The 23,012-nt window shown below is 70.0% G+C and carries 19 protein-coding genes; 10 read left to right on the top strand and 9 right to left on the bottom strand.

The window, feature by feature from the left end; all coding sequences use genetic code 11:
* Positions 1-83: 83 nt before the first annotated feature.
* Entirely contained in the window at positions 84-1,013 is a 930-nt protein-coding gene (locus tag AB0E90_RS49655; protein ID WP_360420509.1) for a beta-galactosidase, read from the bottom strand.
* A gap of 155 nt (positions 1,014-1,168) precedes the next feature.
* Between AB0E90_RS49655 and AB0E90_RS49660 the strand changes: the two genes are divergently transcribed.
* Positions 1,169-3,073, top strand: coding sequence for an arabinofuranosyltransferase (locus tag AB0E90_RS49660; RefSeq protein WP_360420511.1), 1,905 nt, complete (start codon positions 1,169-1,171; stop codon positions 3,071-3,073).
* Positions 3,074-3,131: 58 nt separating this feature from the next.
* Here the strand turns inward: AB0E90_RS49660 and AB0E90_RS49665 are convergent, their stop codons facing one another.
* Positions 3,132-4,601 carry an ATP-binding protein gene (locus tag AB0E90_RS49665; protein WP_360420513.1) on the bottom strand — a complete coding sequence of 490 codons (1,470 nt, stop codon included), beginning with the start codon at positions 4,599-4,601 and terminating at the stop codon, positions 3,132-3,134.
* Positions 4,602-4,628: 27 nt separating this feature from the next.
* Positions 4,629-5,996, bottom strand: a complete 1,368-nt coding sequence (locus tag AB0E90_RS49670; RefSeq protein ID WP_360420515.1) for a hypothetical protein — start codon at positions 5,994-5,996, stop codon at positions 4,629-4,631.
* 203 nt (positions 5,997-6,199) lie between these two features.
* On the opposite strand from AB0E90_RS49670, the gene AB0E90_RS49675 reads away from it, so the two are divergent.
* Positions 6,200-8,413 (top strand): ricin-type beta-trefoil lectin domain protein, encoded by a 2,214-nt coding sequence (locus tag AB0E90_RS49675; RefSeq protein WP_360420517.1) that lies wholly within the window; start codon positions 6,200-6,202, stop codon positions 8,411-8,413.
* Between the two features lie 54 nt (positions 8,414-8,467).
* On the opposite strand, the gene AB0E90_RS49680 is transcribed toward AB0E90_RS49675, so the two are convergent.
* The gene (locus tag AB0E90_RS49680; protein WP_360420519.1) at positions 8,468-9,031 is read right to left on the bottom strand and encodes an RICIN domain-containing protein; all 564 of its coding nucleotides are present in this window, start codon (positions 9,029-9,031) and stop codon (positions 8,468-8,470) included.
* 145 nt (positions 9,032-9,176) lie between these two features.
* Between AB0E90_RS49680 and AB0E90_RS49685 the strand changes: the two genes are divergently transcribed.
* The gene (locus tag AB0E90_RS49685) at positions 9,177-10,139 is read left to right on the top strand and encodes a LacI family DNA-binding transcriptional regulator (RefSeq protein ID WP_360420521.1); all 963 of its coding nucleotides are present in this window, start codon (positions 9,177-9,179) and stop codon (positions 10,137-10,139) included.
* Here the strand turns inward: AB0E90_RS49685 and AB0E90_RS49690 are convergent.
* Positions 10,067-11,182, bottom strand: a complete 1,116-nt coding sequence (locus tag AB0E90_RS49690) for an NAD(P)-binding domain-containing protein (protein ID WP_360420523.1) — start codon at positions 11,180-11,182, stop codon at positions 10,067-10,069. The two genes, AB0E90_RS49685 and AB0E90_RS49690, sit on opposite strands and share 73 nt — an antisense overlap.
* A 498-nt stretch (positions 11,183-11,680) precedes the next feature.
* Here AB0E90_RS49690 and AB0E90_RS49695 point away from each other — a divergent pair, with 498 nt between their 5' ends.
* Both AB0E90_RS49695 and AB0E90_RS49700 read left to right on the top strand, forming a co-directional pair.
* Complete coding sequence (locus AB0E90_RS49695; protein ID WP_360420525.1) at positions 11,681-12,280, top strand: sigma-70 family RNA polymerase sigma factor; 600 nt, start codon at positions 11,681-11,683, stop codon at positions 12,278-12,280.
* Positions 12,273-13,337, top strand: a complete 1,065-nt coding sequence (locus AB0E90_RS49700) for a hypothetical protein (protein ID WP_360420527.1) — start codon at positions 12,273-12,275, stop codon at positions 13,335-13,337. The genes AB0E90_RS49695 and AB0E90_RS49700 overlap by 8 nt, the downstream gene beginning before the upstream one ends.
* 50 nt (positions 13,338-13,387) lie before the next feature.
* On the opposite strand, the gene AB0E90_RS49705 is transcribed toward AB0E90_RS49700, so the two are convergent.
* Positions 13,388-13,900, bottom strand: a complete 513-nt coding sequence (locus tag AB0E90_RS49705) for a peptidase inhibitor family I36 protein (protein ID WP_360420529.1) — start codon at positions 13,898-13,900, stop codon at positions 13,388-13,390.
* A 248-nt stretch (positions 13,901-14,148) separates the two neighbouring features.
* Positions 14,149-15,540, bottom strand: a complete 1,392-nt coding sequence (locus AB0E90_RS49710) for a hypothetical protein (RefSeq protein ID WP_360420531.1) — start codon at positions 15,538-15,540, stop codon at positions 14,149-14,151.
* A 71-nt stretch (positions 15,541-15,611) separates the two neighbouring features.
* On the opposite strand from AB0E90_RS49710, the gene AB0E90_RS49715 reads away from it, so the two are divergent.
* The 5 genes from AB0E90_RS49715 to AB0E90_RS49735 all read left to right on the top strand — a co-directional run bounded on the left by AB0E90_RS49715 (position 15,612) and on the right by AB0E90_RS49735 (position 19,946).
* Positions 15,612-16,265 carry a DUF305 domain-containing protein gene (locus tag AB0E90_RS49715; protein WP_360420533.1) on the top strand — a complete coding sequence of 218 codons (654 nt, stop codon included), beginning with the start codon at positions 15,612-15,614 and terminating at the stop codon, positions 16,263-16,265.
* 140 nt (positions 16,266-16,405) lie between these two features.
* On the top strand, positions 16,406-17,467 hold the full coding sequence (locus AB0E90_RS49720) for a G1 family glutamic endopeptidase (protein WP_360420535.1): 1,062 nt from the start codon (positions 16,406-16,408) through the stop codon (positions 17,465-17,467).
* Positions 17,461-17,922, top strand: a complete 462-nt coding sequence (locus AB0E90_RS49725) for a hypothetical protein (protein ID WP_360420537.1) — start codon at positions 17,461-17,463, stop codon at positions 17,920-17,922. Before AB0E90_RS49720 ends, AB0E90_RS49725 begins: the two co-directional genes overlap by 7 nt.
* A gap of 14 nt (positions 17,923-17,936) precedes the next feature.
* On the top strand, positions 17,937-18,164 hold the full coding sequence (locus AB0E90_RS49730; RefSeq protein WP_360420539.1) for a hypothetical protein: 228 nt from the start codon (positions 17,937-17,939) through the stop codon (positions 18,162-18,164).
* Between the two features lie 54 nt (positions 18,165-18,218).
* Positions 18,219-19,946 (top strand): family 43 glycosylhydrolase, encoded by a 1,728-nt coding sequence (locus AB0E90_RS49735; protein ID WP_360420541.1) that lies wholly within the window; start codon positions 18,219-18,221, stop codon positions 19,944-19,946.
* Positions 19,947-20,027: 81 nt separating this feature from the next.
* On the opposite strand, the gene AB0E90_RS49740 is transcribed toward AB0E90_RS49735, so the two are convergent.
* A complete protein-coding gene (locus tag AB0E90_RS49740; protein WP_360420543.1) occupies positions 20,028-22,274 on the bottom strand; it encodes an FtsX-like permease family protein in 2,247 nt (748 codons plus the stop codon).
* The gene (locus AB0E90_RS49745) at positions 22,271-22,936 is read right to left on the bottom strand and encodes an ABC transporter ATP-binding protein (protein ID WP_360420581.1); all 666 of its coding nucleotides are present in this window, start codon (positions 22,934-22,936) and stop codon (positions 22,271-22,273) included. The genes AB0E90_RS49740 and AB0E90_RS49745 overlap by 4 nt, the downstream gene beginning before the upstream one ends.
* Positions 22,937-23,012: the final 76 nt, after the last annotated feature.

A 23,012-nucleotide genomic window follows, 5' to 3' on the forward strand; every position in this document is an offset into this window, starting at 1 on the left:
ACCAAACACGGCCTCAACCTCTACGACGCCCTCGTCCAACTCACGTCCGGCCGACCATGGATCCCCGCAATCAGCTGACCTGATTAGTTACCGATGTTGTTCTTGTAGAACACATTCGCGAACTGGTCGTTGATCAGCTGCGCGCATTTGTCGTAGCCCGGCCCGCCCCACGGATCGAACGCGCCGCCCTGGAATTCCGGCGTGTAGAGCGGCCGCCCCGCCGGATGGTCGTAACTGATGTCCGGCACACCCCGCCACACCGTCGGATTCGAACAATCAAATCCTTGCGGGTACGAATCGGGCCCGTCGATGTCGAGTTTGCCGTCGCCCTCGTTGAAGGTGCCGTTGTTGTTGCCGGTCAACGGCACCGTGATGCCGTCGGCGCGGGCCTTCTCCTCGAGGTGGGACATGTATCGGCGGGCGGCCGCGCTGCCGTTGTAATACTCGTTCTCGACCTGGTAGGCGATCACCGAACCGGTGCCGTCGGTGAGCTGATGGCGAGCCACGATCTGGTCGATCTGGGTGAGCCATTCATCGGCGTACGCAAGAAATTTGGGGTCGTCGCTTCGGTTTTGCTCGTCCTTGGTGGTCAGCCAGCCGGGGAGGCCGCCGCCGTCGACCTCGGCGTTGATGTATGGCGCGGGGCGGGCGATCACGTAGAGGCCGGCCTGCTCGGCCAGGTCGAGCACCAGGTCGGCGTCGCGCACGCCGGTGAAGTCGTAGACCCCGGGCCGTGGCGAGTGGTAGCCCCAGTCGAAGTAGAGCGAGGTGGCGTTGAAGCCGGCCGCCTTCATCTTCTGGAAGATGTCGAGCCACAGGCTGGGGCTGGGCAGCCGGAAGTAGTGGAACTCCCCCGCCCAGAGGTAGGTGCGCTGCCCGTCGACGAGGAACGAGTAACCGTCGAAGGTGACCGCGTGAGCCGGCCGGGCCGGCTTCTCGGCCGCCCGGGCCGGCAGCGGCGCCACCAGCAGCGTCAGCAACAGGGCCAGCAGCGCCCGCAGCCATCGAGTCATCCGTGCCTCCACTCACCGGCGAACAAACCCCGACCAGATCGAACGATATCTTTCGATATCTATCGTCCGCTACCCGATCGGGCTGCCCCCACAGGATCGGCCGCCGCCCGTAATCTACGGGCCATCCGCCCCGGAACTGAGAAGTTGGAGCATGGATGGAACGCGTTCTTGACCCGCCGCTGGACGATCTTTCCGGCGAGGTGGAGCGACCGGCGCCCGCGCCGGCGCCGTCCGCGCAACGGCGGCTCCTGACCGGGACGCGGCCGTTGATCTTCGCCGCCGGGGCCGCGCTCGTCGTCCTCCTGATTCACCTGGCGGCGGTGGCGGCGGGCGTCAATCCGTACTCCGGCCGCACCCAGTACGGCCTGCACTCGCTGCCGATCGTGGTGGCCGTCCTCGCGGTCGGCGCCGTCTGGTGGGCCCGGCGCAGCGGGCGCACGTGGGACGCCGACCTGCTGCCGGCGCTGTTCGGCGGCCTGGGCTCGCTGACCCTGCTCATCGCCCTGCACGGCACGCCGTTCGACATCCTGGGGCTGACCGGGGACCAGACGTTCCGGCAGGAGGCGGTCACCCGCTTCGCCGACACCTGGCACCTCGACGACTACATGTACAAGGGACTCCCGGCCTACTACGCGCCGGCGTACTTCTGGGTGCTGGGGCGGGTCGCGGCCATCGCCGACATCACGCCCTGGCACATGCTGAAGCTGGGCACGATCACCGTCGCGTTCGTCGCGCCGATCCTGTCCTACCTGCTGTGGCGCCGGATCGTCGCGGTCCGCACCGCGGCGATCATCTCGGCGACCGCGCTGGTCGTCCCCTGGCTCACCGAGGCGTACGCGGCCATCGTCGTGGTCACCTTCATCCCGTGGTGGCTCGAGGTGGGCTTCGGGCTGACCCGCAAGGGCGTCAAGCGGCTGCACCCGGTGCTTCTCGGCCTGATCGGCGCGGCCTTCTTCCTCTGCTATTACTACTTCTTCTTCATCATCCCGTTCGTTCTGGTGCTGCATTACTTCGTGGCCCGGCACGGCGGCTGGCACAGCTGGCGCGAGACCGGCCGCACCGCCGTCATCCTCGGCATCGCGGCCGCCGGCTCGGCGATCTACTGGGCGCCGCTCGCCTGGAGCATGCTCACCTCGCCCAACGTGGAGTCGCTCAACAACCGCTGGATCATCCTGGAGTCCGGCACCCTCGCCCTGCCGTTCTTCGAGCCGTCGGTGTTCGGCGCGCTCTGCCTCACCGGCCTGGTCTTCCTGGTGGTGACGGCCCGGGAGGCGCTCTCCCGGGCGCTGCTGATCCTGCTCGTCGCGCTGTACGTCTGGCAGGTGGCGGGCTTCCCGTTCATGCTGGCCGACCAGCCGCTGATGTCGTTCCGCATGCGTGAGCTGGTGCCGGTGGTGCTGCTGGCCGCGGCGGCGATGGCGGGCGTCCGGCTGGCGGGGTACGCCACCGAGCACCTCTCCCGCGACGTGGTGGGCCGCCTCGCCGTGGCCGGCGGCCTCCTGCTGGTGGTCTTCGCCGGCGACCGCTTCGTCTTCTCGGTCCTGGACAGCGCCAAGGTCGCCCACAACCAGACCATGCCGTTCGGCGACCTGCCGCCCTACCACCGCGAGGACGCGCAGGCGTCGGCCATCCCGCCCGGCCCGGCCGCCGCGGCCATCGACGAGATGTACACCGGCGACGGTCACCCGGTCGTGCTGACCAACCGCTACGAGCTGATGGCGATCAAGCCGTACTACGGCTTCGTCGAGTTCAACGCGAACTACAGCCACCCGTCGAGCCAGTTCCACCCGCGCATCGACTACGTCCGCCAGCTCGCCGCCGCGACCACCCCGGCCCAGTTCGCGGCCGGCTTCGACAACAACCCCTACGACAAGATCGACGTCCTGGTCCTGGGCTTGAAGGACAAGGACAACCTGATCTTCGTGTACGGCGACGACGCCTTCCCGTTCGGCACGGTCAACACCGAGATCACCATCCCGCGCAAGCTGGTCCAGCCGAAGTACTTCGACATCAAGCAGATCGGCAACGACGTGGTGGCAGTCCGCCGCCCCGGAACCTGACCCACGCCCGGCGCTTGTACTCCTAATCTCGCTCGGCCGGAAACAGCCGCGATCGAGCTCAGGAGTACAAGCGGTGGAGGTCGACGAGGAGAATCTGGTCGTCGGTCGCGGCGGCAGCCGTCAGTTCGGCGGTGAAACCGGCGCCGCCGTAGAGCGCGAGCACCGTGCTTTCGGTGTCATAGCCCTTCGGCCGCAGCAGATCGCGCGCCGTCGCAAGGCGCTGGAGATGCTGGTGGCCGATGACCTCACCCCATTTGACCTCACCCAGCGACAGGATGCGTCGGGGGCTGTTCGCCTGCTGCGCGGACAGGGCGACCACGTCGATCTCGATCTGCGTGCGGCTCGCCGGGTCATTGACCGTGCCGGACCCGACCTCTGCGGGCTGCTCGGCGAAGAGAGCGTCGCCGGACTCCAGAGCGAACGCGCGGCACAGGGCCTCGAAATGCGGACCGACGACCTGGGCGAGGAAGGTCTGCCGGGTTGTCGTCCAGACCTGCTCGGCCCGATGGATCTCCAACTCGGCCCATCGTTTACGCATGACCGCCTCGTAGAACGTGATCAGCGGCTCGACGATCCGGTACCGCGCGCGGCCCGGCCGGAGAATGTCCGGTTCGCGGGCGATCAGTGCGCAGTCCTCCAGGACGTTGAGCGGATGGGTGATCTGGTCGGACCTTCGCCCGATGAAGCCGGCGATCCCGCCGTTGGTGGTGTTGCCGCCGGCAATCGCCGCCAGTACCGAGTGATAGAGAGCAGGGTCGCGGATGGCGGACTCCTCTGCCAGCAGATATCGCGCTTCCCTGAACAGGGGCGTCTGCGGGTTCAAGGCGGTCCGGACCACCCAGGCGTCGAATTCCTCGATCGTGGCCGGGGCGTCTCCCTGGGTGAACTCGGAACGGTAGGCCGGGGTGCCTCCGACGACCGCATGAACCAGGACGGCGAGCCTAGGGTCGGTGATGCCCCAAAATTCGGCCGATTCCCGATGCCGGAACGGCTGAACGACAAGTTCGAGGCTCGCCCGGCCGCGCAGCGGCGCCTGCCCGGAAAGGAGGCCCCCCATGACGGACATCGCCGAACCGCACAGCACCAGTCGCGCCGAGCTCATCCGGCCACTGCCTCCCGGACCGAGCTCGCGTTGAATGATCGACGGCAGTGCCGGCGATGTCTTGGAGAGAAACGGGAATTCGTCGATGGCGACGATGCTCGGGCGGTCGCTGAAGCTGCGAAACATGTGCGCTATCGCGTCGTTCCAGTCCCGGAACGGCGCTTCGACGAACTCGCGGGTATGCCGCGCGAGCGCCTCCGTGAACAGCCGCAGCGATTCCGCCTCGGTGGCCTCGGTGGCGGCAAAGTACATGCCTCCGGCGGCCTCGGCCAGCGCCTGCAGCAGAAAGCTCTTGCCCTGCCGCCGCCGGCCGCTCACTACACCCAGCGATGCGCCCCCCGCTCCCGCGCCGGTGGATCTGGTCGCGAAGGCGGCGAGGCCGTCCCACTCGCGGGCCCGGCCGAAGATGCGGGGTGGTTTGTCCATGGCACAGGCCCTTCAGAGCCGAACAAGTCACAGAAGTATAGTTCCCGGAACCATACTTCTGTCATGCCCCGCGCCGGATGTTCGGATCCGCCAGCGGTCGAGGCGGCCTTCATGGAACGTCGCGAGTTCGCCGGCGGCCGGGTGGTGGTGGGTCGGGACGAAGCCCGGGAGTCGGCCGGTGCGGTGGCCGGTGAACGGATCCCAGATCTCCAGGCCGTCCGGGGCTCCGGCGTAGAGGCGTCGACCGGCGCTGAACAGCGCGCCTCGAGGACCCGGGAAGGTGTGGAGCTCCACGCCGGTAGCGACGTCGAAGATTCGCACGCCCGGAAGGATCGCGATGTCGTCGGAGCCGATGCCGCTGATGGCGAGGAGGTCGTCGCCGACCCAGCACATCGGGATGTTCCAGTGGTAGTCCCGGTGGCACAGTATCTGCCGGGTCGGGCCGTCCTCGGACTCCCACGGGTTGGTGTCCAGCCAGCGGCTCAGGTCCCAGGCTGCGGGCATGCCGACCGGCGACCACACCCAGCCGTCGTCGGCCAACCGGCGGCCGCTCGGGGACGAGTGCAGGGCGCCGTGAAAGTAGTCGAGGCGATGCTCGGGGCGAGGTTCGCCGGGCCGGTGGGCGGCCGGTTCGCGGGGCGTGAGCAGTAGTCCGGTTGCCGGGTCGCTGATGTCCAGCCGGTTCCACGCCGTGCGGTGAACGGCGACGGTGCGGCCACCGTGGTGGACGAAGGCGAGGGAGAACGGGACGGTCTCCGAGTGGTAATCGCCGCCGTGCAGGGTGATGGTCACGGTGCCGGTGGCGAGATCGATGACCTGGCCATGGTGGCCGAAGTCGTTGACGACCGCGGCGAAGCGGGCATCGGCGGCGACGTGCAGCCGCCGGCGGAGCGGGTGCTCGCCCCATGGCTGGTGATCCGGTTCGGCAGGCACGCTGCTGGTGGCCACGTGGGCGCAGACGCCGGTGTCGGCGTCGAACCGCATCAGCCGGCCGGAGTCGGTCAGCGCGAGCCAGACGGATCGGCCGTCGCTGCCGGCGAACGGGGCGATGTCGAGCACGGCGCCGAGCTCAGCCGGCAGGTGCGTGGAGATGATGGCGGGCTCGAGAGGTTCGAGCCGCTCGGCGATGCCCGCTTCGCCACGCCAGGCGGTGAGGAAGCCGCGGTCGTTGTCGGCGTACTGCGCGACGCACCCCTCGCAGACCTCGGCCAGCGCCACCGTCGCTCCCTCCTGCCGGGATTTGTCGCAGGCGGTGCAGCACAGGTCGGCGTCGAGGCCGCGGCCGGTCAGCAGCCGAACGTATTCGATACCGGCGGCAGCGGTGGGATCGATCAGGTGCGGACACATGCGGCCGGCGTCGGCATGCGCCACGTGTCCGCAAGCGAGAGTCTCCACAGTCGTCAGTGTGCCGGATGTGGCGCAGCGTTCGGGCAGAGACCGGTGTGCGTACAGGTAACAAACCTTGACATTGCCTGAGGGCCGTAGAAACACTGACGAAACATCAGTGAGAGCGCTCTCCTGAAGACCGGGCAACCGGCATCCCCCCTGCTCGTTCCCCCTCGCCATCGCGGGCAGGCAACAAGGAAGAAGGACGGCACATGAAAGTTGTCCCTCGACGGCGCCACCGCGGACTGCTCGCGGCACTGGTGCTCACGGTCGTCGCCGCGCTCGGCCTGATCGGTGGCGCCTCGGCCGCCTCGGCCGCCATCGTCGGCAACACCGTCGCCGGCCCCGGCGGCAAGTGCGTCGACGTCGGCGGTGACGACACCGGCGTCAACGGCACGGCCGTCCAGCTCTGGGACTGCCAGACCAACAGCGCCGACCAGCACTGGAGCTGGAGCGGCACCGCGCTGACCACCATCGGCCGTTGCCTGGACATCGCCAGTGGCGGCACCGCCAACGGCACGCTGATCCAGCTCTACGACTGCAACGGCACCGGCGCGCAGCAGTGGGTCCAGCAGACCAACGGCTCGCTCAAGAACCCGCAGTCCGGCCGCTGCCTGGACGCCCCGAACGGGGCCACCGCCAACGGCACGCGCCTGCAGATCTGGGATTGCAACGGCACCGGCGCCCAGGCCTTCACCGTCACCACCGGGACGACGCCGCCCACCGGCACCTGCCCGACCTACTCCGACACCCCGGACTTCGGGGCGAACGTGCACATCTACGACCACTCCATGTCGGACGCCGCCATCCAGTCCTCGCTGGACAGCGTCTTCAACGCGCAGAAGGACACCCTCTCGGCGCAATTCGGCACGCGCCGCGACGCGCTGGTCTTCAAACCGAGCACGACGCCGTACGCCGTCGGCGCGAACCTCGGCTTCAACACCTCGATCCTCGGCGTCGGGCAGAGCCCCGATGACGTACGCATCAACGGCGCCGTCACGGTCGACGCGTTCAACGCCAGCGACGCCGGCAACGCCACCCAGAACTTCTGGCGCTCGGCCGAGAACCTGTCGATCAACTCGCTCGGTGGCGCCAACCGCTGGGCGGTCGCGCAGGCTGCGCCGTTCCGCCGGATCCACGTGGTCGGCGGGCTCAACGCCTACCCGGCCAGCTACGGCTGGGCGAGCGGCGGCTACATCGCGGACAGCAAGATCGACGGCACCGTCGAGTCCGCCTCGCAGCAGCAGTGGTACTCGCGGGACAGCACGTTCGGCGCGTGGAGCGGCTCCAACTGGAACATGGTGTTCTCGGGTGTGAACGGCGCGCCGGCCACCAATTTCAACACCGACCCCGCCTCGGGCCCGCGTTACACGACCCTCGCGACCACGCCGGTCTCGCGGGACGTGCCTTACCTCTACATCGACTCGGCCGGCAAGTACCGGGTCTTCCTGCCCAGCCTGCGCACCAACGCTTCCGGGCCGAGCTGGGCGAGCGGCAGCACCGCCGGATCCTCGCTGCCGATGAGCAACTTCTACGTGGTGAAGCAGGGTGACACCGCGGCGAACATCAACACGGCGCTCGCCAACGGCTGCAACATCTTCTTCACGCCCGGCATCTACCACGTCAACCAGACCCTGCACGTGACCAAGGCCAACACGGTCGTGCTCGGCATCGGCTACCCGACGATCATCCCGGACAACGGCGTCAACGCGATGGATGTGGCCGACGTCGACGGCGTACGGCTGAAGGGTCTGCTCTTCGATGCCGGGACCACCAACAGCGACACGCTGCTGAAAGTCGGCCTGGCCAAGACGTCGGTGGCGCACGCGGCCAACCCGGCCACGGTGCAGGACGTGTTCTTCCGGATCGGCGGCATGGTCGCCGGCAAGGCCACCAACAGCCTGGTCGTCAACACCAACAACACGATCATCGACCACACCTGGGCCTGGCGCGCCGACCACGGCGCGGGCATCGGCTGGACGGTGAACACCGCCGACAACGGTCTGACCGTCAACGGCGACAACGTGCTGGCCACCGGCCTCTTCGTCGAGCACTACCAGAAGAACGAGGTCGTCTGGAACGGCGCCAACGGCAAAATCATCTTCTTCCAGAACGAGATGCCGTACGACCCACCGAACCAGGCCGCCTGGATGAACGGCTCGACGCAGGGCTACCCGGCGATCAAGGTGGCGTCCGGCGTCACCACGTTCGAGGCGTGGGGCCTGGGCAGCTACTGCTACTTCAACGTCAACAACGCGGTGGTCTCGGCCCGCGCGTTCGAGGTGCCCGCGGTCGCCGGCGTGAAGTTCCACAACATGGCGGTCGTCTCCCTCGGCGGCGTCGGCACCATCGCCCACATCATCAACAACACCGGCGCGGCGGCAAACGCCAGCTACAACAACTCCTACCTGGTCAACTTCCCCTAGCACCGACCAGAGCCGACGCGGCCGGGCCCGAGCGATCGGGCCCGGCCGACGGGATCAGGGCAGGATGTTCCAGAGTTGATTCCAGGCCCCCGAGCAATCCCAGACCTGCAGAGGCGCGCCGTTGAAGTAGTCGTAATCCCGGACGTCCAGGCAACGGCCGTCCTCGCGGTTCCGCAGTTCACCGTAATTGGTGCCGGCGGCCGGCACGAAATACCACAATTGGTTGTGTGTCTGGCCCGCTGCGCAGTCGTACTGGTAGACGGCCGCGCCGTTCACGTTTCCCCGGTCCATGGACTTGTCGAGACATTGATCGAGGTTGGTCCGCTTCAGCGAATACAGCTTGTACTCGGCCAGGCTGGGCGTGGTGTAAATGCCGAAATAGACGATATTCCAGCGCTGCTGGTTGTTGCCGTTGGGGCTCCACAGCTGGGCCATTCCGCGGTTCCCGGTTGCCCCGTTGAGGATGTCGATGTTCATTTTCGGCGGGTAGCCGGGCGGCGTCATCACGCTCACGGTGGTCGTGTAATAGCTGGCGAACGCCGGTGCCGGCGCGACGGCCAGGGCGGCCACCGCCGTCAACAACGTCATGAACAGCGCCCAGATCGTACGTTTCCTCATCGGTCCCCCATGATGGTTCGGGTCTTGCCGGCGTATCAACGAGTCTCGGTGCGCTCCTCGGCCCGAAACAGGCAACGCGGCGGCAACTGACCGGCAAACCGCCGGCGACCCCGGAGAATCCGCCCAGGCGGATATGGTGGCCATCATGGACAGGCGACGAGCGACGCTCGCCGATGTGGCGCGCGAAGCGGGCGTCTCGCGCTCGGCGGCGTCACGGGCGATCAACGGGGCGTACGGGGTTTCCGACGCCGTGCGCGATCGGGTCCGCGACGTCGCGGTGGAGCTCGGCTTCGAGCCCCATGGGGTGGCTCGGGCGCTGGCGAGCGGCCGGACCAGCGCCGGCCGGCGGGAGCGGATCGAGGTCCTGATCGTCGACCCCGACCCGGATGCGCTGGCCGTCAAGCCGTTCTACGGCCGGGTGATGACCGGCGCGCTGCGGGCGCTCGGCGACCAGGGCATCGCGCTCGAGGTCCGCCGGGTCGGGGCGCTGCCGGCCGAGGACGACGATCCCCCGTTCGGCCGGCTGCTGATCAACGTGCCCGGCGCGGCCGGCGCGGCGTACTCGCGGCGTGCCCGCACGGTCTCGCTGGGCCGGTCCGCGCCCGGCGTCACGTTCGTGGCGCCCGACAACGACAACGGCGGTTACCAGGCCGCGCATCACCTGGTGAGCACCGGCCGGCAACGGATCGGCGCGGTCTTCGGGCCGCCCACGCCGTGCGCTCAGGAGCGAAAAGCCGGGTTCCTCCGGGTGATGAACGGCGCGGCGCGATCAGTGGTGGCCGTCGACGGCGATTTCACCCGCGCCCGGGCCTACGCGGCGACCAGGGAGCTCCTCGCCCGCGAGCCGCGGCTGGACGCGGTGTTCGCGTCCTGCGACGTCACCGCGATGGGGGTGCTGCAGGCCTTGCGGGAGGCGGGGCGCCAGGTGCCGTACGACATCGCGGTGGTCGGTTTTGACGGCAGCGCCCTGGCCGAGGCGGCCGATCTGTCCTCGGTCTACATGCCGGTCGAGGACGAAGCCGCGGCGGCGGTCCGTCATCTGCTCGATCCCGCGCTCCCGCCGGCCGCGCGGCTGCCGACCACGCTGGAAGTCCGCGGATCCAGCTGACCGCTGAGATATTTGACCAGGGCGCCGACCGCCTCCCGGCCGGCCCGGTTGGCGCCGACGGTCGACTGCGACGGACCGAAACCGATCAGGTGGACCCGCGGGTCGGCGGCGACCCGGGTGCCGGCCATCCGGATGCCGCCGTGGGAGTTGCGCAGGCCCAGCGGGTCCAGGTGAGCGAGTGCGGCCTTGAACCCGGTCGCCCACAGGATCGCGTCCACCGACGTGAACGAGCCGTCCGCCTCCCGCACGCCGTAGGGCTCGATCGCGGTGAACATCGGGTGGCGCTCGAGAGCACCCCGGCGCTGGGCGGCGAGGGCGTAGGGCGTCCAGGCCAGCCCGGTGTAGGAGACGACGCTGCCGGTGGGCCGCCCCGCCTCGATGTCGGCCATGACCTTCGCGATGGTCTCGCGGCCGGCCACCTCCGGCTCGAAGGCGCCGTCCCGGAAGACCGGCTTGCGACGGGTGTACCAGAGCGTGGTGGCGACCCGGGAGATCTCCTCGAGCTGCTGGACCGCCGAGATCCCGCCGCCGACGACCGCGACCCGCAGGCCGGCGAACCGCTCCGCCGACTCGTAGTCGCGGGTGTGCAGCTGCAGGCCGGCGAACGTCTCCTGCCCCGGGTAGTGCGGGCGCACCGGATTGGTCCAGGTGCCGGTCGCGTTGATGACCGCCCGGGTGACCCAGGTCCCGTGGTCGGTCTCGACGATCAGATCAAGATCAGGCCCCGGCCGTACGGCGGTGACGCGCACCGGGCGCACAATCGGCAGCCCGGCCTGGCGCTCGAAGTCCGCGAAATAGCGGGGCACCGCGGTGCGGCTGGCCTCGCTGGGATCGAGCGGCGGCTTGGCGAACCCGGGCAGATCGAAGATCCCGTTGACCGTCGCCATCCGCAGCGACTCCCAGCGCTCCCGCCACGCCCCGCCCGCGCCCGAGGCCGCATCGAGAATGACGAAGTCACCGTCGAACCCACGCCGCTTGAGGTGATAGCCGGCCGACAACCCGGCCTGACCACCCCCGATGACCACCACCGAAGTCCGCACCACGGATCAAACTTACTTGTTTCGACAAGTATTCCATCCCTATTGACCAATGACCGCTAGTCACTAGTACACTGGTCACGAGGAGCTGCGCCAGGCCCGGTGCGGCCGCCGAGCCGGTAGCCGATGACGCCGGCGGCCGGTCGCTCAGGCTGGCCCGCCGCCGCGCCGGCCGGGGGCGCCGAGGCCGGGCATGGCGGCGGGGCGGATGAAGTATCGTGCCCGGACGTGCCGCCGACCGGGACGTCGGCGGTGCCGTTGGTCGCGTGTAGAAGCGTCATCGGTCCTTCAGCGCTGTTCCGCAGGGGCAACGTGGAGCGGCACTCCCCCGATGCACCGCCTCGATAGGTATGGGTTGCTGCCCGGCCGAAACTCCGCACATGCCGCAAGAAAATCTTCGAAGACGCGGGATCCGTTCACCCGTTCGGCGAAACCACGGGAAAATCCCGCGTCGTTGTCCCGGCAATCGCCGATCCGCGAACCCAATCCAGGTGGAGGGATGAGGTGGATCAGGGTGACGAGTTACATGCGCTCTTCGTGCAGCACGAGGGCTTCCTGCACCGGGTCGCGCGCTGGCAGTTGGACAAGGCGCGCCTATATGACGTCGACAAGGACGACGTCGTCAACGAGGTGATGATCGTGGTGATGGACCTCATCGACCGCAAGAAGGCCGTCATCGCCGAGGTCGTCAACTGGCCCGGCTTCCTCACCGAGATCACCAAGAACCATGTGCGCAACCTCCGGAGCAAGGCGTCGCGAGAGCGGCTGAGCGCGCTCCCGGACGATTTCGAGCAGTCCTACCCGGTCGACGACGAGATCACCGACGGCCTCGTCCGCCGGCACCTCGAGCAGCTCTTCGCCCTGTTGCCGGAGCCCTGGCGGAGCCTGCTGACCCTGCGCAGCCTCTACGGCCTGAGCGCGGGCCAGGCGGCCGCAGCCCTCGACGTCAACCCGAAGAAGGCCGAGCGGCTGTGGGGTGAGCTACGCCGGAAGGTGGCGGTGGTTCGCGCCGGCGGCCGGCTGCGTGGCCTCAACGCGCGGGCGTTCACCGACTTCGCGCGCGGTGTCATCGCGCTCCGCGAGGGGGAGATCTTCAGTGCATGACTGCTACGACCGGCTCGACGCCGATCCGCAGGTCGCCGAGGACCTCGCCTACCTCGACGCCTTCCTCGGCGTCCCGCCACCGGCGGCCGGGCCCGGGCCCGCCGAGCCACTGACGCGAGTGCGCTTCGACGTCCTCTACACGCGGGCGCAAACACGAGCCCGCGCCCGCACCCGCCGGGGCAACCACCGCCGGCGCCTGGTCGTCGGGCTGGCCGGCGGTGTCGCCGCCGTCATCGTGGCCACCGCCGGCCTGATCGGCATCGAGTCCTGGCGATCGCAGCCCGCCTACGCGGCGACCCCGGCCCCGCTGGCGATCACGCCGGCCACGACCGGCTCGTTCACCTTGGCCGGGCTCGCCCGGATCGCCGCCGGCAACGGCGACGATGCTCCCGGCGTCGATCATCTGGTCATCGAGCAGTGGGACCTCAACAGCATCATCGACGGTCAGCAGGTCAACTCCGCGGTGATCCCGGCCCGGCACGAGCTCTGGCGCGCGCCCGACGACCGGGCCCGCACCGTCGACACCTATCTGTCACCGCAGTTCCCGACCGCTGCCGACCGGCAGACATGGGAAGACGCCGGGTCGCCGCGGGGTGGCCGGGAGAGCGGCGACTATCCCCCGCAGGCTTTCGTCACCGCCTTCGCCGAGCGGACGCGGCCGCCCGCCGATCCGGCCCGGCTGGCCGCCTGGCTCAGCCGGTCCACGCCCAGCGACAGCGCCGTCCTCACCGGCGCCGCTGACCTGCTGAGCGAACGTGCGCTGACCGGCGGCGAACTCAGCGCGCTGCTCCGGGTGCTGTCCTCGCTCGGCCGGCCGCCGGCGTTCGCCGGCCTCACCACCGACCGGGCCGGGCGAAGCGGCGCGGCCTTCACCGTCACCACGAGCGACGCCGGCGCCGAGATCACCCACGTGTTGGTGATCGACACCGTCACCGGTCGCGTCCTCGCCACCGAGCAGATCCTCGTCGCCGGCGCCACCGCCCTCGGGGTGCACCGGCCCGCGGTGATCGGCTACCGCACCTACCGGGTCGCCGAACGCATCCCGGAGTTCCCCTGATCAGCGTGCCGCGGGGCGGCGTTCGGAACACGCCGCCCCGCTCACTCGACTCAGCCCCACACGGCGTAGGCCTGATCGTTGTAGGTGCCCATGCTCACCGCGTACGCGTTGGCCCCGCACAGGTAAGGCGTGCTCAGGTTGTACAGCGACAGGTAACCGGCATCGCTGGTGCCCTGGTTGTTACGCCACGACGACGTCTGCCGGTCGAATCCGTAGGCCGACAGGTAATTCCAATATTCGTCTCGGAACTGAAGCCGGCGGCCGCCGCCGTTGACATCGGCGTAAAGACAGAGCCAGCCGCTGGTGCACGACGGCGGCGCCAGCGCACTGGTGGACAAGGGATCGGCTGCCGCCGAATAGCCGAGCGCCGCATCCGCCTGCTGGTTGCTGGCGTAACACGCCACTCGAGTGCGCGAATACACCACGCACGCGTTCGCCGCGCCCCAGCCGCGGGACATGTCGAATGTCGACGAACCGAAAGATGCCCGCACGGGTTCAACCGCCGACGCCGCCGGACCGCCCGCCACTGCGGTCGCCGGCGTCAGAACCACGGCCAGCATCATCGCCACTCCCGGCCAGAGCAGCGATCTGAATCGTCTTTTCATGACTGAGTCTCCTGACTCTCGCCTCCGCATCTCCTCTACCGGCAGACGGAGCACCAGCTCCTAACCCAGGGTCACAGTGATAATACTGAGCGCAATCAATAGGTCGAGGGTCCCGGTCCTGCACCCGACACCAATGCGGCCGGCACTCCCGCGCAGACGGAGGCCCGGCCTCCGCGTACGGAAGCCGGGCCTTGGTCTTGACCTTGTTACCAGCGCAGGAAATTGTCCTGGGTCTGGGCGTTGAAGACGTCCGTGCGGAAGAGCTTGGCGACCGCCGTGCGCGGGTCCTTGAGCTCGAGCACGTCGACGCCCTTGGCGATGTCGTTGGAGTAGATGAAGCCGTTGTACCAGTACGCCGACCAGGAACCGCCGCCGATGAACTCGGTCGCCGAGATCGGGCCGCGCTCCCAGTAGGCGAGCTCGCGCGGGTGCCGCGAGTTGGTGAAGTCCCAGACCGAGATGCCGCCCTGGTACCACGCCTGCACCATGATGTCGCGGCCCGGCACCGGGATCAGCGAGCCGTTGTGCGCCACGCAGTTCTCGGTGTCGGCGTTCGTCCGCGGGATCTTGAAGTAGCTGCCGAAGACGAGCTTTCCCCGAACGATGTCATAGACGGCGTCGGCGCCACGGTCCGGCCCGATCGTCGGGTTGCAGGTCGCCGCCCCGCCGCCGCCCAGCTCGTCGGTGAAGACCACCTTCGTGCCGCTGTTGTTGAACGTGGCGGAGTGCCAGAACGAGAAGTTGACGGTGTCGCGGACCGAGGTGATCACCCGCGGCGCCGTGCGCTTGGAGATGTCGAACAGCACGCCGTCGCCCATGCACGCGCCGGCGGCGAGGTCCTTGTCGGCGTACACAGTGATGTCGTGGCAGCCGGTCGTCGGTGATTGACCGGTGCCGCCGCCGTAACCGCCGTCCGGGAACAACACGGGCGCGGCGACCACCGTGGCGGCAACCGGGTTGCGCCGGGGCACCTGGATGATCGAGATCTTGTCGTGCGGGAGCGCGCAGTTCGGCTGGTCGACGCCGGCCAGGTTGTACGACGAGATGTACAGGTAGAGGTTGGGGTCGTGCCGTTTGCCGGGCACCAGCGTCTGGGTGTGCGAACCGCAGTCCGTCTTGATCGACTTCAGGTACCGCGGTGTCAGCGGGTCGGTGATGTCGAAGATCTTGATGCCTTCCCAGCGCTCGCCGGGCACGGCCGTGGTCGAGGCCACGTTGTCGCAGGAGTCGTTGGAGCGCTGCGAGTCGGTGCCGAGGAAGAGCAGGTGGCCGCTGATCGAGATGTCGTTCTGCGAGCCGGGGCAGAGCACCTGGGTGGCGACGGTCGGCGCCTTCGGGTTGCTGATGTCGTAGACGGCGAATCCGTTGTAGTTCCCGCCGTATGCGTAATGGCCCTGGAACGCCCAGTCCGAGTTGGTGGAGGTGGCGAACGGGCCGGTCTTGTCGAGGTGGGCGACCTGGGTCAGGTTCGGACTGCTGACGATCTCGTCGACACCGGGGATGGCGGAGGTGGCTCCGCTGGCCGGCGCCGACAGCAGCGCCGCGACGAGCAGGGTGGCGCCGGTGAGCAGCCACCCTCGTGAGGCGGTGTGCTTCATACAGCTCCTTCCGAGTAACAGTAAGTATTCGCTTAAGTCGGTACAGTAGCGGAGTGATTAGAAGATCATCGATGCTTACCGCCGGACTCGCCATCGTGGCGGCCGCCGGCCTGGCGTTCGCGGCACGGGGCGGCTCGGGCGATTCGGCGGCGGCGCCGCGGGCCTCAGCTGCGGAAAAGAGCCCGGCCGTACGCGTCGTGTTACCCGGCCGGCCGGGCGAGTCGGCTCGGGTGAGCGACTCCGACCGGGTCGCGGCGCCGGACGGGTCGACCTACAACACGATCGACACCACGTTCGTGCAGATGATGATCGGGCACCACGAACAGGCGATCGCGATGGCCGCACTGGCCCCCGACCGGGCCGCCGACGATCAGCTGCGCGCGCTCGCCGCCCGGATCGGCGCGGCCCAGGCCCCCGAGGTGGCCTGGATGCGCGGCTGGCTGCGACTGCGCAAACTCCCCAAGAGCGACCCGGCGCACGACCACGCCGCCATGCCGGGCATGCAGAGCGCCGCCGACATGACCACCCTGGCCGGCCTGAAAGGATCGGCCTTCGACCGCCGGTTCGCGACCATGATGACCGCCCACCACCGCGGCGCCGTCCAGATGGCAAGCGACGTCCTGACCGGCGGAACCGACGAGAAACTGCGCGAGGTGGCCGGCGAGATGGCCGTCGAACAGGCAAGCGAGATCCGCCGCATCGAACAGCTGGGCCTGCCCGCCTGACTCACGCCGGCCGAACGGTGACATCGATCGAAGTAGATCAACTCTTACCGAACTCCGAGGTTCCTCTTCGGACAGTGGACTTACGGTGCGATGGATAGCTATCACCAGTAACCCGAGTCACGATTCCATGGGGGTCTCGCGTGACAAACTGGAAGCTCTCGATCGCCGTTGGTGGTGCGTTGCTGCTGTTCTCCGCGGCTTCCGCGCCGGCCCAGGCAGCGCCGGCACAGACCGATTCACCGGCCTGGTCGGCGTCCACCAACACCAGCGGTTGTCCGTCCTCGATGCGGCTGCTGACGCCCAACCGTTCCGCCGACTATTTCGCCGCGCACCCCGACGAGCTGCTGGCCTCGCACCACCCGGACGGCGTCGCCGCGCCGCTCCACCAGCAACTGGCCAAGCTCGCCGGGCACCACATCCACTACCTCACCGCGGTCACCTGCAAGCCCGGCCACCAGCGCGGGCCGGCCACCCCGATCAAGGCCTCGGCCACCGCCGCCACCTCGGCGAACTGGTCGGGGTATCAGAGTTCGAGCCGTGGCAACTTCATCGGGGCGTTCATGGCCTGGAACGTTCCATCCGTGTCGACCGCGGCCAACAGCTCGGCGTACTCGTCGGTCTGGCCCGGCATCGGGCAGGGCTACAGCGCCGCCGACTCGCTCGTCCAGGACGGCACCGAGCAGGACGTCTCGTGCGTCCTGTCGGTATGTACGCACGACTACTACCCCTGGTACGAGGTGGTTCCCGAAGAGGCGCAGCAGGAGATCACCAACCTGACGGTCTCCGCGGGTGACGCGATCGAGTCGTTCATCGAGTACGAACCGCCGGACGGCCTCGCCTACTTCGAGGTCGACAACATCACGACCAACACCGGCGTGTACGGGTACGAATACACCACCACCGCCTTCACCGGTACGGGTTCGACCGCCGAGTGGATCGTCGAGCGCACCCAGGTGAACGGCAAGTATCCGGCGCTGGCCAACTTCGGCTCGGTGCCGGTCACGGTGGCGATCGCCGCGCAGGGCAGCTCCTGGGAGGACACGAACCTCAGCTATCCGGGCGCCGCCGACAACAGTCCGTCCGCGATCTCGATGACCTCGTGCAGCGGCAGCGCGACCCTCGCCCGACCGGGCGCCATCGCGGCCGACGGCACCGATTTCACCGTGACATTCGTCCAGCGAGGCAGCTCGGAGACGTGCTGATCACGCCCTCAACACGAGCCGGCCGGGCCTTCATCGGCCCGGCCGGCATCGCCGCGCTGCTGGCGCTGGTCGCCGGCTGCGCCAGCCCGCAGCCGGCGCGGACCCCGCACCAGGTGACGGTGTGCGGCACGAGCGTGGCGACCGGCGCGATGCAGCCGGTCGTGCAGAACCTGCGGGCCACCACGCCGGAGCCGCCGATGCCGCCGGCGCCGGTCCTGCCGGTGGCGACCGCGGTCGCCGGCTCCCCCGCCGGCGTCCAGTACGTCCGGACCAGCGACTCCTGCGACGCCGGCGCGCTGGTGACCGTCGACCCGCCGGCCAACGCCAGGCTCACCAGCACGTTCCCGGCGAGCGACGGCCAGCCCGCCGCGATCGGCCTGCTGCTGACCGGCCCGGTCGTCGTCCGCGCCTGGGCTGCCGGGCATTACCAGGGCTCGCTCGATCTGGGCGGCTGATGTGGAGGTGTGACATGTGGTTGCGTGACACTCCGGGGCCGGGTGGCTTCGGGCCCTCGCCCGCTTTCGGGCACGGCCGCGCCGGGATCGTGCTGCAGCCGGCCCGGACGACGCCGCGCCCCGGCGTCTACTCGGGCGGGAACGCCGCCGCCGGCAGCCCCCATTTCTGGTGGTGGGTGGCGCTCGTCGTGGCCCTGGCCCTGGTCGCCGCCGTGGCAGTAGCGGTCCGGCGTCGGCGCTGACCGTTGCCCGAACGGTTGCTGGCGGGGCCGTGAGTCATCGACGACGATGCGTACATGACGATCGCCGCGCGACGCATGCTCGCTGTCCTGTTGCTGCTCGTCGCGTCGTTCGGCATGGTCCCGGCGGGAACGGCTGTGGCAGCGCCGCCGGGCGACCCGATCGCCCACGACCCGACCGTCATCCAGCAGGGGCGGTTCTACTACAGCTTCATCACCGGCGACTCCGCGACCCGCACCTATCTGCCGATGCGCCGCTCGACCGACCTGCTGCACTGGAGCGACCTCGGGCCGGTCTTCGCGACCGCGCCCGACTGGGTCACCGCGCAGCTCGGCACGACCCCGCCGGACTTCTGGGCGCCGGACATCAGCTTCTTCGCCGGCGTCTACCACCTCTATTACTCGGCCTCGTCGTTCGGCACCAACAACTCGGTGATCGGCCTGGCGACCAACGTGACGCTCGACCCGGCGAGCCCGGCCTACCGCTGGGTCGATCACGGCATGGTGCTGCGGTCGGGTCCGGCGGACAACTTCAACGCCATCGACCCGGAGCTGGTCCTCGATGCCGGCGGCCGGGCCTGGCTGGCGTTCGGGTCGTTCTGGGACGGGATCAAGATGCGCCGCCTCGACCGGACGACCGGGATGCTGTCCGGCGACGACACGGCGCTCTACCCGCTCGCCTCGCGCGGCGGCGCCTCGATCGAGGGCGCGTCGATCACCCGGCACGGCGGCTGGTACTACCTGTTCGCGAGCCTGGACTTCTGCTGTCGCGGCGTCGACAGCGACTACCGGGTGGTGGTCGGCCGCGCCACCAGCGTGACCGGGCCCTACGTCGACCGGGCCGGGGTGGCGATGCTCGCCGGCGGCGGCACCGAGCTGCTCCGGGGTTATCACGAGTTCCGCGGCCCCGGCGGCGGCGACGTGTTCGGCGACCGCTACGTCCACCACTACTACGACCTCGACGACAACGGCCTGCCCAAGCTCTCGGTCCGCCCGATCCGGTGGGTGGACGGGTGGCCGGCGCTGGGTGATCCGCTGTCCGGCAACCGCGGGATCGGCCACGGCCCGGCGTACGTGACCCTGGTGAACCGCGTCGACGGCAGCGTGGTGGCCAACCCGTCCTGCGGCTACGAGGGCGCCGACATCCAGCTCGCCGCCCCGGCCGCCGGCGACCCCTGCCGGCAGTGGCGGCCGGACGAGCGCGGCGCCGGGCAGGTGAGCCTGGGCAACCGCTTCAGCAACAAGGTCGCCGAGGTCGCGGCATGCGTCAACGCCGACGGCGCGCGGGTGGCGCAGTGGGGCTGGCTGAACAACGACTGCCAGCTGTTCCAGTTCGCCCCGGCGGCGGACGGCTGGTCGGTGATCCGGAGCAAGCTGGCGGGCCGGGTGCTGCAGGGCGCCGGGTGCGGCGGCGCCGGCACACCGGTGCAGACGGCGGCCGAGACCGGCGCGGCGTGCCAGCAGTTCCGGCTCCAGCCGGTCGGCGACGTGCTGCTCGCGGACACGACCGGCCGGCTCGCCCTCGACGCGTGCGGCGCCACGGTCGCGTACCGGCCGCATCAGCCCGCCGGCTGCCGGCAGTGGCGCTTTGAGCACGTCGCCGACGGCTACTACCAGGTGGTCAACACGGCGACGAGCCGGCCGCTGGCGGTTGCCGCCGGCCGGCTCGTCCTGGGCCGTCCCGGCCCGGCCGCGCGCTGGCGCATCGAGGCGTCCCCGGCCGGCGGCTACCACCTGGTCAACGCCAACGGCTACTCGTTCCCGGCCGAGCTCGACGCGCCCTGAGCACCGGTCACGGACCGGCCACCGCCACCTTGGACGGACCGGCGCCCTCTGCGGGGTGCCGGGCCGTCACCTCCGGAGTCCTCATTCGGTGCGCAGCGCCACCGCCGTCCGGGTTCGGGCGGCCCAGCCGGCCGGCAGCAGGGCGCCGGCGGCAGCGAGGGCCAGGCCGGCCAGGGCGAGCACGACGAGCAGGCCCGGGGCGTACACGTCGATGGATGTCTGCGGTAGCCGGATGCCGGCCCCCTGCGCCATCGCCGGCACCGCCCAGTGGTGCAGCAGGTATCCGGCCGGGACGCCGGCTGCGCCGCCGATCAGGCCGGGGATGCCGACGGAGGCGATGACCATCACGGCGGTCTGCTTCGGCGTCATACCAACAGACTTGTGTACGCCGATGTCGTGCACCCGGTCGCGCGAGTCGAGCACCACCGCGTTGAGCACGCCGAGCGCCGCCACCGACACCAGGAGCGCGGTGAGCAGGGCGGTGAGCGAGTCGAGCACGACCAGCGTGCCGTCGGCGCCCTCGGCATGGGTGGCCTCGGCGTGGACCCGCTGACTGTCCAGCGCCTTGAGGTAGGCGTTGATATCGGTGCCGGGCTTGAGCTTGATGTACCACTCGAAGTCCGCCTGCGGGCCGGGCATGCTGGCGGCGTCGGTGTAGAGGTGGCTGTTGGCGCTGCCGTCGAAGACCTCGCCGACCACGGTGAGCGGTCCGTGGCCGGCCCCGGTGAGCGTGTCGCCGAGGTGCTTGCCGGTCGCGGTGAGCAGGCCGGTCGTGACCACCGCCTCGCCCGGTCCGGCGTACCAGCGGCCGGCGAGCATGTCGTACCCGGCCGCCCGGGCGTCCCCGGTGGTGACGATGCCTTGCGCCGGCTCCCGCAGGCCGTCGACGGTGATGTCGGCCGGGCCACGGCCGTAGTAGCTGCCGGTTCCCGGCGTGGCGACGATGACGGCGTGCGGGTCCACCGGGTCCGCGGCCGGGTCCATGGCGGGCCCGACGAGCACGTCGGCCGAGGTCTGGGGTTTCTGGTCGGCGGCCTGGACGTGTCGCAGCGAGACGGCCAGGCCGATGGCGAACGTCGCCGCCGCCGTGCCGAGCCCGATCGTCAGCAGCATGGCCAGCAGCCGGGCCGGCCGGGTGAACGGCTGGGCGAGACCCAGGCTGAGCGGCCTCGGCAGTCGCGCCCGGCCGGCCAGGCGGGCGGCCAGGCGGCCCCGGCCGTGGCTCGGGGTACGGCCGACGGCGAGCGCGTCGACCGTACGCAATCGGGCTGCTCGCCAGGCGGCCGGCGCCGCGGTCGCGGCAATGACCAGCACCGCGGCGATGATCGCGGCGGCGTCGACCCAGGGCGTGACCGACATCGGGACGGTGCCGAACAGGTCGGCGACGTCCGCGGTCAGCGGCAGCGCGAGGAAGTCGCCGGCGACGATGCCGAGGACCGCTCCGATCAGGCCGGGGATCAGGGCCTGGGCCAGGCAGGCCCGCACCACCTGCGACGGGGTCAGGCCGAGCGCCTTCATCACGCCGATCCGGCGGGTGGCCGAGGCGATGGTGCCCGCGGTGACGTTGCCGATGACCAGGGCGGCCAGGGCCAGGCCGATCAGCCCGAACGCGCTGAGCAGGGGAACGTACAGCTGGGTGCGGTGCGCGGCGTCGGCGCGGACGCCCAGCCAGGACTGCGTCTGTGCGCCCGCGCCGAGCGCGCTCTGGTGGGCGGTCATCGCGGCCTCGGTGCCGGCGTCGGCGTAGCGGTAGAGCATCTGCCAGCCGGTCTGCCCCAGCGCGACGGTCCCCTCGGGGGTCATCCAGCCCTGCGCGGTCTGGCTGATCGACCGGGCCTCCCCGACGACCGTCAGCTTCGACCCGTTCGCCAGCGTCAGGGTCGTTCCGGCGGGCATCCGCACGTTGGTCCGGGCGATCACGATCTCGCTGGTGGTGCGCGCCCAGCGCCCGCTCAGCAGGGTGACCTGGTCGATCGCGTCCTTGCCCGGGTCGGCCCGGCCGACGACCTTGATCGGCGGGAGGCCGGGGCCCGGGGCCTGCTCCGGTTTCGCGACGACCATCGCCACCGGGAACGGGCCGGTCGCCTGCCCGGCCTGCGACGCGGTGGCCGCGGCCTGCTCCCTGGTCGTCGTCGCGGAGTCGAAGAAGGCGGTCAGGTGCGCGCCGTGCTGAGCGGCGAACGCGTTGGCGAACGGCGCCGACGACGCGGCCAGCAGCAGGCCGGCGAGGACGGTCGCGGTGACCGCCATCGCGGTCGCCGCGACGATCACGACGGTGGAGACGCGGCGCCGCTGCGCGCCGCGCACGACGGTCCGGATCGCACTCATCGGACCGACACCTGGCCGTCGACGAGACGAACGGTACGGGTGGCGACCGCGGCGGCGAGGACCTCGTCGTGGGTGACCAGGACGATCGTCTGGCCTTCGGCGTGCAGGTCGATCAGCAGTTTGCGCACCTCGGCGCCGGACGCGGTGTCGAGCGCGCCGGTCGGCTCGTCGGCCAGCAGCAGCGACGGCCGGTTCATCAGCGCCCGCGCGACCGCGACCCGCTGCCGCTCGCCACCGGAGAGACGGCCGGGGTAGGCGTCGGCGTGCCGGTCGATGCCGAGCGTCCCGAGCAGCTCGGCCGCCCGCCGGCGCGACTCGGCGCCCGGCCGGCCGGCGATCTGCGCGGGCAGCAGCACGTTGTCGGTGACGGTCAGGTCGTCGAGCAGGTTGAAGAACTGGAAGACCAGGCCGATGGTGGCGCGGCGGTACCGGGCGGCGGCGGCCTCGCCCAGCCGGTCCACCCGGGTGCCGCCGACGGTGACGGTGCCCTCGGTCGGGCGGTCGAGGCCGGCGATCAGGTTGAGCAGGGTCGACTTCCCGCTGCCCGACGGGCCGAGCAGCGCCAGGCATTCACCCTCGGCGACGTGCAGGCTCAGGTGGTCAAGGGCGGCCTGGTCACCCTCGTAGCGGCGGCTCACATCTACGACGTCAATCATGGTCAGGGACGCTATGGATGCCGGGGTACTCCGGTCGTCGCCCGTGAGAGCCATTCCTGGGCCGGGGTCATCCTTGCGGCGT

This window comes from Actinoplanes sp. NPDC026619 (assembly GCF_040638295.1).
Lineage (GTDB): Bacteria > Actinomycetota > Actinomycetes > Mycobacteriales > Micromonosporaceae > Actinoplanes.